This window comes from Nocardioides sp. (genome assembly GCF_034670285.1).
Taxonomy (GTDB): Bacteria; Actinomycetota; Actinomycetes; order Propionibacteriales; family Nocardioidaceae; genus Nocardioides.
This window is the reverse complement of sequence record NZ_JAXMNS010000030.1, coordinates 1-14,959: the sequence shown is the minus strand read 5'-3', so window position 1 is coordinate 14,959 and position 14,959 is coordinate 1. Positions and strand designations below refer to the sequence as shown.

The 14,959-nt window shown below is 71.4% G+C and carries 12 protein-coding genes; 4 read left to right on the top strand and 8 right to left on the bottom strand.

Annotated features, from left to right (window positions below; translation table 11 throughout):
- Positions 1 to 110: 110 nt before the first annotated feature.
- On the bottom strand, positions 111 to 2,201 hold the full coding sequence (locus VOI19_RS02810; protein ID WP_323791438.1) for a hypothetical protein: 2,091 nt from the start codon (positions 2,199 to 2,201) through the stop codon (positions 111 to 113).
- 148 nt (positions 2,202 to 2,349) lie between these two features.
- Between VOI19_RS02810 and VOI19_RS02805 the strand changes: the two genes are divergently transcribed.
- The 3 genes from VOI19_RS02805 to VOI19_RS02795 are packed head-to-tail and all read left to right on the top strand — an operon-like array spanning position 2,350 to position 7,357.
- Positions 2,350 to 5,757, top strand: a complete 3,408-nt coding sequence (locus VOI19_RS02805) for a PKD domain-containing protein (protein WP_323791437.1) — start codon at positions 2,350 to 2,352, stop codon at positions 5,755 to 5,757.
- Positions 5,758 to 5,786: 29 nt separating this feature from the next.
- A complete protein-coding gene (locus tag VOI19_RS02800; RefSeq protein WP_323791436.1) occupies positions 5,787 to 6,677 on the top strand; it encodes a hypothetical protein in 891 nt (296 codons plus the stop codon).
- The gene (locus VOI19_RS02795) at positions 6,674 to 7,357 is read left to right on the top strand and encodes a response regulator transcription factor (protein ID WP_323791435.1); all 684 of its coding nucleotides are present in this window, start codon (positions 6,674 to 6,676) and stop codon (positions 7,355 to 7,357) included. The genes VOI19_RS02800 and VOI19_RS02795 overlap by 4 nt, the downstream gene beginning before the upstream one ends.
- Before the next feature lie 25 nt (positions 7,358 to 7,382).
- On the opposite strand, the gene VOI19_RS02790 is transcribed toward VOI19_RS02795, so the two are convergent.
- The 7 genes from VOI19_RS02790 to VOI19_RS02760 form a co-directional block, all read right to left on the bottom strand.
- On the bottom strand, positions 7,383 to 8,879 hold the full coding sequence (locus tag VOI19_RS02790) for an exopolysaccharide biosynthesis polyprenyl glycosylphosphotransferase (RefSeq protein ID WP_323791434.1): 1,497 nt from the start codon (positions 8,877 to 8,879) through the stop codon (positions 7,383 to 7,385).
- Between the two features lie 12 nt (positions 8,880 to 8,891).
- Positions 8,892 to 9,395, bottom strand: coding sequence for a glycosyltransferase (locus VOI19_RS02785; RefSeq protein WP_323791433.1), 504 nt, complete (start codon positions 9,393 to 9,395; stop codon positions 8,892 to 8,894).
- The gene (locus VOI19_RS02780) at positions 9,392 to 9,745 is read right to left on the bottom strand and encodes a UDP-N-acetylglucosamine--LPS N-acetylglucosamine transferase (RefSeq protein ID WP_323791432.1); all 354 of its coding nucleotides are present in this window, start codon (positions 9,743 to 9,745) and stop codon (positions 9,392 to 9,394) included. Before VOI19_RS02780 ends, VOI19_RS02785 begins: the two co-directional genes overlap by 4 nt.
- A 171-nt stretch (positions 9,746 to 9,916) precedes the next feature.
- On the bottom strand, positions 9,917 to 10,591 hold the full coding sequence (locus VOI19_RS02775) for a response regulator transcription factor (RefSeq protein ID WP_323791431.1): 675 nt from the start codon (positions 10,589 to 10,591) through the stop codon (positions 9,917 to 9,919).
- Positions 10,588 to 12,060, bottom strand: coding sequence for a HAMP domain-containing sensor histidine kinase (locus tag VOI19_RS02770; protein ID WP_323791430.1), 1,473 nt, complete (start codon positions 12,058 to 12,060; stop codon positions 10,588 to 10,590). Before VOI19_RS02770 ends, VOI19_RS02775 begins: the two co-directional genes overlap by 4 nt.
- Positions 12,061 to 12,211: 151 nt before the next feature.
- Positions 12,212 to 12,655, bottom strand: coding sequence for a pyridoxamine 5'-phosphate oxidase family protein (locus VOI19_RS02765; protein ID WP_323791429.1), 444 nt, complete (start codon positions 12,653 to 12,655; stop codon positions 12,212 to 12,214).
- 134 nt (positions 12,656 to 12,789) lie between these two features.
- A complete protein-coding gene (locus tag VOI19_RS02760; protein ID WP_323791428.1) occupies positions 12,790 to 13,542 on the bottom strand; it encodes a flavodoxin family protein in 753 nt (250 codons plus the stop codon).
- A gap of 192 nt (positions 13,543 to 13,734) precedes the next feature.
- On the opposite strand from VOI19_RS02760, the gene VOI19_RS02755 reads away from it, so the two are divergent.
- Positions 13,735 to 14,959, top strand: a 1,225-nt coding sequence (locus VOI19_RS02755; RefSeq protein WP_323791427.1) for an MMPL family transporter, incomplete at its 3' end; no start/stop codon positions are given.

Genomic DNA, 14,959 nt, shown 5'->3' with positions numbered 1-14,959 from the left:
GCAGGTGATCTGGCCCCGGTGGGTCTGGGCGTCGACGGCGTCGATCGCCTCGCGCACCAGCTCGGGCCGGTTGTGCGTGGCGATCACGACGTCGACGGCGGGCTGACTGGTCATGAGGATCTCCCTGAGTGCTGGACGGGTGGTCTGGACGGTCGGAGGTGGTGCCGGGTGGGGTGAGTGAGCCGGTGGTGCAGGAGGAGGGCGAGCAGGAGACCCAGCGCGGCGCCGGACTCGACCGGGACGACGGGCGCAGACGGCAGCCGCTCGGCCGGCGTCCGGCGGATGACCTGGCCGATCTCAGGGCGGGAGACCTGCAGGCGCGTGATGTCGGCGGCCAGCGACTTGCGGACCTCGGTCACGGAGTAGGAGCCCGGGCCGAGGTCGCGGATCAGTCGGCGTAGCCCGTCGAGGCTCTGGAGGCGACGATCCTCGAGGTAGTCGCGACGTGAACGCAGGTAGGCCTCGGCGACCGCGAGCGTGGCGGCGTCGGCGTCGGTCGAGGTGGTCGATCGGACCCGGAGGTCGAGCACCTGGGACTTCGGTGGCGCGGTGATCTCGATGCCGGTCCGCAGCTCGTCGATGCTCAGGCCGGTCTCGGCGGAGGCCTGGGCCAGCGCCCCCTGCGACGTCAGCAGGGCGGCCTCGGTGTCGATGGTCACCTCGCGTGCCTGCCCGGCCGTGGCCAGGCGCTCGCGGTCGAGGGAGGAACCTCCGGCGAGGTAGACCGGGGCAGGGGTGATCAGGATCGAGACCTTGCCGGCGTGGTCGGTCTCGCCCTGGGCCCGCGCGACGAGCAGCCCGGCTCCGGTGCCGCCGAGGAGTGGGAGGGTCAGCGTCGCTGCCAGGACGGAGGCCCGCACCGGGCGCCTACGGACCGGCCGGGTCGACTCGGCCTGATCGCGGGCGACGAGCCCGATCGCGATCATCACCAGGTAGAGCGGGAGCCCGAGCGTGTCGTAGATCGGCAGCTGGAGGACGAAGAAGGCGACCACGAACGTGCTCGTCGTCTCTGCCGGACTCCGGCACCGCCACGACCTGGCCAGGCTCCGCAGCAGGAAGCCGAGGAACAGCGTCAGCCCCACCCAGCCCTGGCTGAAGACGACCAGCCACAGCTGGCCCTGGGTGCCGAGCGGCGGGACCCCGCACGCCGGGCAGTCGGGAGTGGCCCCGCCGGTGATGGAGGCAAAGCTGCCCTCGACGTCCCTGGTGGTCCCGAAGCCGAGCACGGGGGAGCCGTGCGTGACCGAGTCGACCGTCGTGCTCAACAGCTGGCCTCGTCGGTCGTTGCTGTGCTGGTGGTCGAGACGGTCCTGGAGCAGGCCACCGAGGGGACTGGCGAGAAGGAGGAGTGCCGCGATGACGCCGGCGACGACGAGAGCCGCGAGTGCTCGCCGGCTGCCGCGTCGTACGGCGAGCACCACCAGGCCGACGGCGCCGAGTCCGATGGAGGCCCACAGGCCCCGGTTGAGCGAGTAGACGACGGGCACGACCGCGACGACCAGCAGACCCACGCCGAGGAGTCGGAGCCCCGGTCGGGCACGACTCAGGGCGGCGACGAAGAAGACCAGCGACAGCGACAAGCAGCTGCCCCAGGTGTTGGTGAACGGGAACGGCGCCTTGGGGCGGGTCTCGGGTCGGCCGAGGACCGACTGCACGTCGGCGGCCTGCGGGTGCACCAGCGAGGAGACGAACTCGTTGCCCGCGAGGTTGCCCGGCAGCAGCACCTCGACCAGTGAGCGACTCTCGAACGTCGGGGCGAGGAGACCCAGCAGACCGCCGGCGACACACACCGCGAACAACGTGGCCAGCAAGCGATGGACCGCACCCGTCGAGACCCGCGGGCTCAGGTTGGTGACCCAGACCAGCACCACCGCGCAGGCGACGTACCAGGCGAGCCGGAAGCCGAACACCATGATCCGAGAGGCCCCGCCGCCGTCGGCGGCACCGGGGGCGTCGATCCACAGGAGCGGCAGCCCGAGCACGACCCACAGCACGAAGAGCAGCCACCAGCCCAGGGCCGGTGGCCGTACGACGTGGCGCTGTCGGAGCAGCTGGTGGGCCATCGGCACGGCGAGCAGGATCGGGAGGAAGGAGGCGATGCCCAGCAGCCACCACACCGGGTAGCCGACGACCAGCACGACGAGGGGCCACGGTCCGGGCAGGCGCTGTGGGGCACGCTGCCGCTCCGTCACCAGGGTCATGACCCTCAGACAACGCGTTGCGGGTGCCGCGGACGTCACCTAAATCGGGGATCTACCGCCTCATCGACCGGTGGGGCCCGAGACCGTCCTTAGTGTCCAGCGCATAGCGCCGCAAGGCATCACTCCGAGCCGTTCTGGTGGTAATCGCATGCGCGTACAACTGGGCAGGATCTTCTCCGCCCCACTCATCGTCCTGACCGTCCTGACCGGGTTCGTGCTCGGCGGCACCGCCGTCGTCCCACTCCTGGTGCCGACTGCGTCCGCAGCCGAGACCCATGTGCCCGCAGGGCAGCTGGTGTCCGACGTCGCGGCGCCCAACACCCCGCACGTGCTCGACGGGCGGGTCTACTCCGTCGTCCAGGTCGGCGACATGATCGTGCTCGGCGGCACCTTCTCGCGCGTGCGCAACGACGGGGAGTCCAACGAGCTGACGCGCAACGGCCTGGTCGCCTTCAACGCGACGACCGGCCGGATCAGCACCACCTTCGACCCCGACCCCAACAACCGGGTGCGCGTGGTGCTGCCGGCCGCGGACGGCACCTCGGTCTACGTCGGCGGGGGATTCACCTCGATCTCCGGCGCGGCACGGCAACGCGTGGCACAGGTGAACGTCTCCGACGGGAGCCTGGTGTCGGCCTTCAACGCCGGAGGCGTGACGGGAGAGGTCAGGGACCTCGCCCTCAGTGCGGGTCGGCTGTGGGTCGGTGGTGCCTTCACCCACGTCGGCGGGGTGGGTCAGAAGGCCCTGGTCGCGCTCAACCCGACCACAGGCGCGGTGACGCCCTACATGTCGCTGGTGGTCGACGGCTACCACAACGAGGGCGCCACCCAGGTGATGAAGATGGACATCACCCCGGACGGCTCTCGGCTGGTGGCGGTCGGCAACTTCGACACCTTGGAGGGCGTGACCAACCACCAGCTCTTCGTGCTCGACCTGACCGGTCCGAATGCGGCGCCCAGCGGGTTCCGGACGTCGTTCTACACCTCGCCGTGCGCGTCGGTGTTCGACTCCTACATGCGTGATGTCGACATCTCCCCGGACGGCCGCTGGTTCGCCGTGACCACCACGGGCGCCTACCGCGGGTCGGAAGCAGCCTGCGACACCGTGGCCCGCTTCGAGCTCACCACGCAGGGCGACGACGTGCGGCCGTCCTGGGTCGACTACTCGGGTGGTGACACCACCTACGGCGTGGAGATCACGTCCGACGCCGTCTACGTCGGCGGTCACCACCGCTGGTGGAACAACCCGTTCGCCGGTGACCGGGAGGGCCCGGGCGCGGTCTCCCGCGAGGGCATCGCCGCGCTGGACCCGGTCAACGGACTGCCGTTCTCCTGGAACCCGGGCCGTGCGAAGGGTGTCGGGGTCTTCGACTTCCTTCACACCGAGCAGGGCCTCTGGGTGGTGTCCGACACCGACCGCATCGGCGACTGGCAGCTCAAGAGCCGGGTAGCGCGGTTCAACCCGCAGGGCTCGACCTTCGACGCGGTCGCCCCGCCGAGCCTGCCGTCCGACGTCTACAGCGGCGGCACCATCGGAGCCGCCTCCGACCCGGCTGTGCTCTACCGGGTCAACGCCGGCGGCGGTGCGCTCGGTGCCGGTAGCGGGATCGACTGGGCACCGGACAGCAACGCCGAGCCGTCGGCCCACCACTTGCCCGGGAGCAACCGCGCGACGTGGTCGCCGGTCCCGAGCGTCGACGCGACGGTGCCCGCCGGGACTCCTCGCGAGCTCTTCGACAGCGAGCTGTGGGACCCCTCCAGTGCTCCCGAGCAGCAGTGGGCGTTCCCGGTCGACGCGGGCACGCCGGTGGAGGTGCGGCTCTTCTTCGCCAACCGCTGCGGCTGCACGCAGAACGTCGGCCAGCGTCGCTTCGACGTCGACCTCGAGGGGGTGCGCGTGCTCTCCGACTTCGACATCGTCGCGGCCGTCGGGCACAACGTGGGCACGATGCGGTCCTATGAGGTGACCAGCGACGGCAGCATCGACGTGGTCCTCGGCCACATCGTCGAGAACCCCCTCCTCAACGGCATCGAGGTGCGCCGGACCGATGTCGCTCCGCCCACCGACAACGACGACCTGCGTCGGCGGAGCCTGGGCGCCGGCGGAGCCGGGGCCGGGCCGACCACCGTGGCCCCCGCCGGCGGCATCGAGTGGGGCGGCGTACGAGGGGCGTTCATGGTGAACGGCGACCTCTACACCGCCCTCGCCGACGGCTCGTTCTCGGTGCGCAGCTTCGACGGCACCGCCTACGGACCCGTCCGGTCCGTCGACGCCGCCGACCAGCTCGTGCCGCTGGCCGCCTGGGCGGGTGACATCCGCAGCGCGACCGGCATGTTCTTCGACGGCGGCCGCATCTACTTCACCCTGGTCGGCTCCGACCAGCTCTACTACCGCTACTTCACGCCGGAGAGCGGCGTGGTCGGGGCCAAGCGTCTGGTGGCCTCCGGCCCGGTGGCCGGGAGCGACTTCGAGGCGGTCCGCGGCATGTTCGTCACCGCCGACCACCTGTTCTGGGGCGAGAGCGACGGCACCCTGCACCGCATGGACTGGCGTCAGACCGACCAGGCGGCCGAGCCCGTCGCCGGCACCGCGAGCGTCGTGTCGGGACCGGGGACCGACAGCGCCGACTGGTCGGCGCGCACGTCCTTCATCTACCAGGGGCCGGAGGGCGCGGCCGTCGACGTCGACGCCGCCTTCACCCACTCCTGCGTCGGCCTGACCTGCGCCTTCGACGGGACGTCGTCGCAGGTCCAGGGGACGACCATCTCGTCCTACGACTGGGCCTTCGGCGACGGCGCGGGCGACAGCGGTGCGACCGTGGAGCACACCTACGCGGGGGCCGGCACCTTCCCGGTGACCCTGACGGTGACGACGTCCGGTGGCGCGACGAGCTCGACCACCGAGCCCGTGACCGTGTCGGCCGCCGGGGAGACCCTGGCGCACGTGGCCAGCACGTCGTCGGGCGCCAACAGCAACTCGCACGACGTCGACCTCCCGGCAGCCGTGCAGCCCGGTGACCGGCTGGTCCTCCACGTGACGCTCAACAACGCCAACGTGACCCACACGGGGCCCCCGGGCTGGTCCGCGCTCGACACGGTGGACGGCCGTGGGGTCACCGCCGCGAGCTGGACGCGCGTGGCGGCACCGGGGGACGCCGGCACGACGGTCACCGTCGACGTGTCCGACTACGCCAAGGGGGTCCTCTCCCTCTCTGCCTACCGCTCGAGTTCCGGCTCGACGACCGTGGCGGCGCACGCCGGCGCCCTCGACAGCACGTCTGGAACGTCCCACACGGCGCCCGACCTCACCGTGGCGTCCTCCGGGGCCTGGGTGGTGACCTCCTGGGTCACCAAGTCGTCGACGGCCCACAGCCTGACGGCGCCGGCGTCCTCCACGGTCCGCACCACCGACGCCGGTTTCGGTGGCGGTCGCCTGACGTCCCTGGTGGCCGACATCGGCCCGGTGGCACCGGGCCAGGTCGCGGGCGCCGAGGCGACGAGCGGCACAGCGGTCAGCCGGACCGTCATGTTCGCGACAGCGATCAGCCCGGGATGACCACCGGCCGGCGGTTCGAGAGGCAGCTCGTGGCTGCGCTCGCCGTCCCGGTCGTCACCGGCCTGGCGCTGAGTGGCTGCACGAGCACTGCCGTGGCGCCTGAAGCCCGGGAGTCGCCGCCTGACTACTCTGCCTCGTGGCCGGCGGGTGCCGAGCTGGCACTCACGTTCGAGGACACCGCCGGGCCGGGGTCGGTGGTGCCGGACACGTCGAACCGCGGAAGTGCGGCCACCTCGATCACCGTGAGCACGCGCGCCGGCGGCCGCCTGGTCGCAGCGGTCGGCCTGGACGGTGTCGCCGTCCGGTTCCCGGGGGTGCGCCTCGACCGCCCGGAGGCGTCGCAGGCCGCCCTGCTGGTGCGCCCCGTCCTCGCGCCCGGCGACCCCGACCCGTTCGCCCCCGCCGACCACGACTTCGTGTTCGGCGCCGACATCCTCCTCGACGCGGCCAGTGAGGGAGCGAGCGACAACGGCGACAACGTCGTCCAGCGCGGCCTCTACGTGGACGACTCGCAGTTCAAGCTGCAGATCGACCATCGCCGTCCGAGCTGTCGGTTCGCCGGGAGCGAGGGTGCGGTCGTGGTGCGCGCCGACACGATCGCAGTGCCGGGGGACTGGTACCGACTGGCCTGCAGCAGGACCGGGACCGAGCTCGCGCTGGTGATGAGCCGTTGGTCCGGGGGCGCCTGGAGCGAGACCGGGCGCTGGACCGAGCAGGGAGACGTCGGCGCGCTCGACTTCGCAGCAGCCAAGGGCACCGAGGTCGCTCCGGTGTCGGTGGGAGCCAAGGCCGACGCGCGGGGGGACATCCCGCGCTCGTCCGGCGATCAGTTCAACGGAGCCATCGACAACGTCTACGTCGACGTGATGGTCCCCGAGGCCGTCCGGGCCGGAGGCCGGATCGAGGAGGACGTCCGGTGACGGAGGGCGCACGCCTTCCGGTGCGGCGCCCGCGGGTCGTGCTCCTGGCCGAGCAGCGGTTGGTCGGCGACGCCGTTCGCACGGCGCTGAACGATCGGCGCCTCCAGGTCGTCAGCCTCGCGTGGCCCGACGGGCACCGACCCTCCGCCTCGGCTCGTCGCATGCTCGCCGGCCTGCACCCCAACGCCGGAGTCGTCTTCGGAGATCTCCAGGACCCGCGCCACCGCGAGCACGCCCGGATGCTCGTCAGCACCGTGCCGCTGCGCTGGGTGCTCGTCGTGAGTCACCACGACGACGCCTCCTGGGGCGACCTCGTGGCGGTGGGCGCCACGCTGCTGCCGTCCTCGATCTCGTTGGAGGACCTGTCGGAGAGCCTGATCCGCCTGATGACCGGGGCCGAGCTGATGTCGCAGGAGACCCGCGACCAGATGGTGCGCGAGTGGCTGCGTCAGCGGAGCCTGGACGAGGAGGTCGCGGGCCGGCTGGAGCGGTTGACCCCCCGCGAGGCCCAGGTGCTCGAGCAGCTGTCGCTCGGGTTGTCGGTGCGCGACATCGCCCTGCGCGACGAGGTGGCCGAGGCCACGGTGCGCACCCAGGTCAAGTCGGTGCTGAAGAAGCTCGAGGTGCGCTCCCAGCTCGCCGCGGTCGCGATTCTGCGCCGAACCGCCGCGGGTGACTAGCAGCCCTGGGGCTGTCCCAGCGGTGTCAGTAGGCGCCGCGGTGGCCGACGACGGCCCGCAGGGTCTTCAGCATGATCTGGGCGTCGAGACCCAGCGACCAGTTGTCGACGTAGCCCAGGTCGAGACGCACCGTCTCCTCCCAGGGCAGGTCGGAGCGGCCGGAGACCTGCCACAGCCCGGTGAGACCCGGGCGGACGACCAGGCGGCGCAGCACGTCGCGGTCGTAGGCCAGGACCTCGCTGTGCAGCGGGGGCCGCGGGCCGACCAGCGACATCTCGCCGCGCACGACGTTGACCAGCTGAGGCAGCTCGTCGAGCGAGTAGCGCCGCAGCCACCGGCCCAGGTGCGTGACCCGGGGGTCGCTACTCATCTTGAACATGACGTCCGAGCCGGGGCGGTCGCCGGTCAGCTCCTCGACCCGGGACTCCGCGTCCGCCGTCATCGTCCGGAGCTTGAGCATCACGAAGGGTCGCCCGTCCTTGCCGATCCGGGTCTGGCGGAAAAAGGCCGGGCCGGGGGAGTCCAGGCGGATTGCCAGCGCGAGCGCGCCGAGGAGGGGAGCGAGGAGCAGGAGACCCAGGGCTGCTGCCGGCCGCTCCCACGCCTGCTTGAGCAGGCGGCGCGCGCCGGTGAGCTGGGCAGGACGCACGTGCGTGAGGTGCAGGCTCCGCGTGCGCCAGTGCTCGGCGCGGGAGCGGTGGACGTCGACCAGGCCCGACGCGACGACGAGCTGCGCTCCGGTGGCCTCCAGCTGCCACCCGATGCGTCGTAGCGCTGCCGCGTCGAAGTGCTCGCACGGCAGCACCACGACGACCTCGGCGGCGCGTGCCGCGACCACGGCGGCCAGGCGGTCGAAACCCCGAGCGCACGGCACGTCGAACTGACGTCGTGACGTCGCGGGGACGCACACGGCCGTGACGTCGAGGTCGACGCCGGGGTCGCCTCGGAGCTCCTCGACGATGCGCGTGACCTGCCGCCCGTGGCCCACGACGACGGTCGGTCGTCCGGTCGCCCGACGGTGCCCGAGTCGTCGGACCGCCTGCGGCACGAGGCGGGCACCGAGAGATCCCGCGAGCAGCAGCATCGTGGTCAGGAGCAGGTGACGAGGATCCTCGGCCTGCGGGACGACGCCGGGAAGCAGGCCGGGGAGCAGTGCGACCAGGGCGACCAGGGTGATCACGGCCCGACAGACCTGGGCGAGCACGTCGGTGTGGCGCGAGATCGGACCGGCGGCGTAGCACCGGCCCGCACCCAGCAGCCCGACCCACGCGAGCGCGAGCAACAGGTGTGCCACCGCAGTCGGGACCACGGCGTCCTGCACGTGCAGGGTGGCCGCTGAGGCGGCGAGCGCGAGCAGCAGGTCGCTCCCCACGGTGAGCGGCGTGCCCGGTGTGCAGCGGCCACGCCGTCGGCTCGTCCTCTCGACAGGCACGGACGGCTCGGGGCGGACCGGTCGTACGACCTCCGGCACCCGGCCGTCGTGCAGACCGGCGAGCGCGGGAGCGTGGGCGGTCGTCGTCATCACGAGGGCGGCTCAGGGGTGGTGAACGAGATCGTCCACGAGTGAGGTGAAGCGGGCCGAGGCCCGCGCACTCGCGTCGGCAGAGGCCGAGAGGTGATGGCCGGTGGCGACCGCGGTCGTCACCGCCCGCTTGAGGTCGGGGAGCGTGTCGACCCCGATCACGAGGTCGCGCGGGGCCACGAACCGGAGGAAGCGCTGCTGGTGGTCGTCCACGTGCTCGCCGAGCAGCGGGTTGCGCGCCACCACGATGGGACGGTGGCCCAGGGCGCGGGCATCCATGATCATCCCCGGTCCGCCGTGGGTGACGACCGCGTCGGCGTCGAGGAGAAGGCGGTGCAGGTCGTCGGGGTCCAGCATCGAGCGTCCGTCCAGGCCCGGCGGCAGGGTGGTGAAGCCGTGCTGCACGAAGCAGCGGACCGACCCCGAGGAGGCGAGGTCCGAGACCCAGGAGAGGAGTCGGTCGAAGGGGTGGTGGTCGGTGCCGACCAGCACGGCCACGAGCGGTGCCGCGCTCACCAGACGCTCCCGAGGACGACGCTGTGGCGGAAGAGCGGCTGCTGCTCGGGCCACTGCACCAGGAACAGGTCCGTGGCCGGTCGGCACAGCCGGCCGGTCAGGGTCCGTGAGTCGATGCGGTCGAAGACCTCGAGGTAGATCGTGCGGGCACCGAACAGTTTGTGCATCCAGAAGAACGGCACGGCGACCGCGGCACCGGTGGTGACCACGACGTCGGGCCGGAAGCGCCGCATCAGGTTCCAGGCGAGCTTGGTGTTGCGCAGCAGGTTCTTGGCGTTGCGGGTGGTCGGGTGGTGAGCCCAGGTGACGGACTCACCCTCGAGCTTGGCGACCACCAGGACTCGAGGCACAGCAGCTGGGCGAGATGCCCTCCGGACGAACAGACCATCAGCACCTTCATCGACATCCCCCAATGTCCTGCGATCGCTGCGTCGCGATCCGTCACACCAACCTAGGAAGGCGCGACGCCGGAGGCATGCCGCATATTGGGGAATCCGGCTTCTGAGGGACGTCAGGGGCGCTCAGGGGTGAGCCATGGCCCGGTGGGCCAGCCCGACAGCCGCGATCTGCGAGGAGACGTGCAGCTTGGCGAGGATCGACTTCACCTGGGTGCGGACCGTGGCCTCGGAGACCACGCTGTGGGCCGCGATCTCACTGACCGTGTGGCCGAGCATCAGGTGGCCCAGCACCTCGCGCTCGCGTGGGGTCAGCGCGTCCAGCTTGGCACGCAGGGCGTGCAGCTCGGACCGGTCGCTCAGGTAGTCGCCGATCAGCCGACGTCGGGACTCCAGGTCCATCACGGCGCGGCCCTCGCCGATGTGTCGGATCGCGGCCAGGATGGTGTTGAGGGGCTCGGCCTTCGACAGCACGGCGCTGGCCCCGGACCGCAACGCCTCGCCCCACAGGACCCGGTCGCTCGACCCGGTGACCACCACGACCGCCGCGCCGGAGCGCACCAGCGGCTCCACGAGGGGCAGGCCGCTCACGCCCTGACCCAGGCTCAGGTCGAGCAGGACGATCCTCGCCCGCAGCCTCAGCGTCGTGGCCAGCAGCGAGCTGGCCGTGCGCTCGTTGCCGGAGAGGGCGACGCGGTGGACGTCGTGGCCCTCGAGCGTGAGAGCGACGTCGAGCGACTCTGCGAACAGGGTGTGGTCCTCGACGATGGCGACTCGGTTGCGCCCCAGATTCCGGGTCATCGCGCGTTGGCCCGTCTGAGGTGCGACTGGTGCTCGGCGACGACCGGCACCACCAGCTCGAAGCACGTCGGGCTGCTGCTCGCGACGAGGCGCAACGCCCCGCCGATGCTGCGGGCACGGGTCCAGGCGTCGTGGAGGCCGATGCCCGACGACCCTGCTCCGCTGGTGCCCCACTCGAAGAGCCGCTCGCGCAGGACGTCGGAGATCCCTGGCCCGTTGTCGGCCACGGTGATCGTGATGGCATCGGCCAGACGTCGTAGGTGCAGCGACACCTGGGCACCGTGACCGTGGCGGGCCGCGTTGTCGAGGAGGGCCTGCACGATCCACACGACGTCGTCGGTGCGGCTGTAGGGCAGCTCGGCAGGGGCCACCACCTGGATCCGGTGGCCACGGATCCGCAGGGAGTCCACGATGTTGTTCACCGCCGGCACGATGTCGGCGGGGGCCGGCACGGAATCGCCCCCGGGTGTGAGCAGTCGCTCGAGACGGGTCACCTCGGCACGGCGGATCTCGAGGAGACGCTCCTCCATCTCCTCCGGCAGCGGCTCAGGCGCCGACAGGATCTGGTCGGCCGCGGTGAGCCCACAGGCGATCGAGCGCAGCTCGTGGAGCAGGGTCTCGGCCGTGTGCAGCTGGTGCTCGCACCTGATCGCTGCTTCCTCCGCGGTGCGCTGCCGAGCCGTTCGCAGGGCCTGCACCCCACCGATGAGACGGACGGCGATCACGGCGAGCGCGAGGGTGGCGGCGAGGTCCATCGTGAGGGCCGCCAGGCTCGCCGCGGCAGGGAGCGGCTCCCACGGCCAGGGCGACGCGGCGATCGTCCACACGAGCCCGCCGACCATCAGCAACGCGCGGAGGTCGGCCGACAGGTCGCGCCGGCGCCTCACCCGGTCGGCCGTGAGGAGTCCGAGCACCACCAGCCCGATGGCGACGACCTCACCTCGAACGGTGCCCGGGGCCTCGACGAGCGCGACGACGACGCAGGTCGCCGCCACGGCGATCCCGCTCAGCACCGGATCGATCGTGGTGCTCGACGAGGCGCCGACGGCGAGACAGGCCAGCGCTGCGAAGGCGCTGACCAGCAGGACGTCACGGTGCAGGCCCGAGGCGCCCAGCCCTGGGTCCAGGAGGGAGGCGGTGTTGGCGAGGCTCACCGCGACGGGGGCGATGAGCAGCGCCACCGAGACCCAGCGGGCCAGGACGTCGCCGGTGGCGCTCGCGTAGGCGGACAGCCCCAGGGCCGCCACCACGGCGGCAACCAGCAGGAGGACGGTCGAGAAGCCGTACCAGCGGGTGCTCGTCTGGTAACCGATGGTGAGCACCAGGGCGGTCGGAGCTGCCAGCAGGGCCCAGGCCAGGCAGCGGGGCGGCAGGTCGAGCGAGGGCAAGGACGTGGCTGAGCCCCCCACGGCGGTCCCCCCACCGTGGCCCGCACTCTGCCCCCAGAGCCCCATGACGTGCTTGGCCATCCCCCGACTGTGCCGATGCAGGGGCAAATGATCGTCAAAATTCCATCAAATACCAGGAAATACACCCTTTGCGAGGTAGCGAGGCTCCCTCCTGGTCACCGGGGCCCGGCGAGCTTTCGCGGCTGGCCGCAGTGCGGACAGAACGCCGCGGTCATGCCGAGGCCTGGGTTCCCCGCGACTCCTGCTGCGCCGCGGCCGGCAGCAGCACACGCCCGGTGACGTGCGTAGGGGTGAGGCAGAAGACCATCGTGCGCACGCCCCCCGCCCAGGGCAGGGGGAGGTCGGGGTGGGGCTCGACCACGTGCTCGACCCGTCCGCGCACGAGCACGCTCCAGCCGGCGCGCGTCGTCGAGTCGACGTCGTCGACCTCGAGCGCCGCGAGCTCGCCGGGCAGGTGGATCGCCAGCTGGCTGTACGACGCGGTGCGCAGCCAGATCGCGTGGTCCTGCACCACGTAGTTGAACGGCAGGACGATCGGGCCGTGACGGTCGACGTACGCGATGCGTCCCAGGCTCGTCGTCGCGAGCAGCTCCCAGCAGGCGTCGACCTCCAGCGGGCGGAGGAGTTCGTCGGTCAGACCGGCTGTCGAGTTCATGAGGTGCCCCTTGTCGCGTGGTGACGACCGGTCGGCAGGCCGGTCTCGTCAGACCAGTTCACGCCAGACGCGAGGGACGGGGAAGTGTCGAAGGTCCCGGCACCGCCGGGACCTTCGCCATCGAGCGGTCTCGCTCAGCGGTACTCGGGGTTGGGGTGTGTGGGGTTGCTGAGGTCCCAGTTGTCGGTCACGTTCCCGTGGGCGGGCAGACCGCCGGCGTCCTTGAGGCGGCGCGCGGTGTGCAGCAGGTTCCACGCCGCGAAGACGGTGTTGCGCGTCGTCCAGTGGTTCTGCGCACCTCGGTTGTCGTCCAGGTACGACGGGCCCGGTCCGGCCTCGCCGAGCCAGTACGCGTCGGCCTGGGGCGGAATCGTGAACCCGATGTGCGAGAGGGAGTAGAGCATCTGGGCGGCGCAGTGCTTGCCGCCGTCCTCGTTGCCCGTGACGATCGCTCCGCCGACCTTCCCGTAGTAGGCCCACTGCCCGGCGTCGTTGAGCTCGCCCGAGTGACCGTAGAGGCGCTCGATGACCAGTCGGGTCAGGGAGGACTGGTCGCCGAGCCAGATCGGAGTCGCGAGGATGACGATGTCGGCGGGGGCGACGAGGTCGCGATACAGGTCGGGGAAGTCGTCGACGTCCCAGCCCTGCTCGCGCATGTCCGGGTAGACCCCGGGCGGGATGGTGTGGTCGACGGTGCGGATCACGTCGACTCGGGCGCCGACGCCCGAGAGCACCCGCGTCGAGACGTCGATCAGTCCGTCGGTGTGACTCTCGGCGGGGGAGCGCTTGAGGGTGCCGTTGATGATGACGGCGCGCAGGTCGCTGAAGTCCGTCGGGCTCGCGGCGACCTCGGCGTCGATGAAGGCTTGAACGTGGTCGGGCAACATGGTGGTGCTCCTGTTTCTCGAGAGTCGCTGCGTGGTTTCGCCGGCCGCCCAGTCGGGCACTTGTGGGGGAAACCCGGTGGCCCGGGAGGACCCATCCCGGTCGAGCGCGTCACTGCGCTTTGCAACCCCCCGGGGGGTTACTGCTACGGTGGCGTGATGCCATCCCCCATGGGGGTTTGAGAAGGAGTGAGAATGACGACCACCACGCACCGGTCCGCCGGCGCCCCGGAGAAGACCGATCCCCCCATCCACGCCGGCTCGCTCGGCCGGCTCGGACTGGCCGTGACCGAGCACCGACGCCTGACCGCCGCGGTCTGGGTCCTGCTGGTCGTCGGCCTCGGCATCTTCGCCCCCCGCGTGGAGGCCGAGCTGTCCGGCGCCGGGTGGCAGGCCGACGGCTCCGCGTCGGTGAGCGTGCGTGAGGCCGCCGAGACGAGCTTCGGCGGCAACGCCAGCTCGGCGATCCAGGTCGTCGTCCGCTCGACGGACGGTCCTGTCACCGAGGGTGCCGGAGCCGGGGTCATCGCCGAGGTGATGGAGACCCTCGAGGCCGACTCGCGCATCTCGACCGTCTTCGGTCCCGAGTCCGGGGCGCCGATCAGCCAGGACGGGAGCACGATCGTGCTGCTCGGTGGCGCGGGCGCCGACACCAACGAGATGGTTCGCGCTGCCGACGACCTCAAGGGCCCGCTCCAGGACCTCGCCGTCGACGGCGTGCAGGTGAACCCCACGGGCTCCTCGCTGCTCTGGTCCGACTTCAACGAGGCCAACCTCGAGGCGATGCTCAAGTCCGAGATGATCTCGTGGCCCGTCACCATGGCGATCCTCGTGCTCGCCTTCGGTGCGCTGGTGGCCGCGGGGCTCCCGCTGCTGCTGACCCTCGCGGGTCTGGTGGCCTCGGCCGGCTCCTTGGTGCTGATCAACCAGCTGGTGCCTGTCTCGATCTGGGCGATGAACTTCGCGATGATGTTCGCGCTCGCGCTCGGTATCGACTACGCACTCTTCCTCGTCGTGCGCTACCGCGCAGCCCGGATGGGGCAGGGAGCGTCGCCGCGGGCGGCGATCGCCCAGACGATGGACACCGCCGGCAAGGCCGTGCTGCTCTCCGGCGTGACCGTGCTGATCTCGCTCTCGGCCGTGATGCTCGTGCCGTCGCCGTCGTTCCGCTCGATGGCCGGCGGGATCATGCTCGCCGTCACCTTCGTGCTGGCCGCGACCCTGACGCTGCTCCCGCTGGTGCTGTTCAAGCTCGACATGAAGATCAACAAGCTCTCGCTGCCGTGGGTCAACTCCGGTGAGCACCGGTCGGCTCGCTTCGAGGCCTGGGGCGAGCGTCTGTGGAAGCACCCGGTGGTCTTCGGCACCGCGTCCACCGTCGTGCTGCTGATCCTCGCTGCCCCGATCTTCGGCCTCCAGA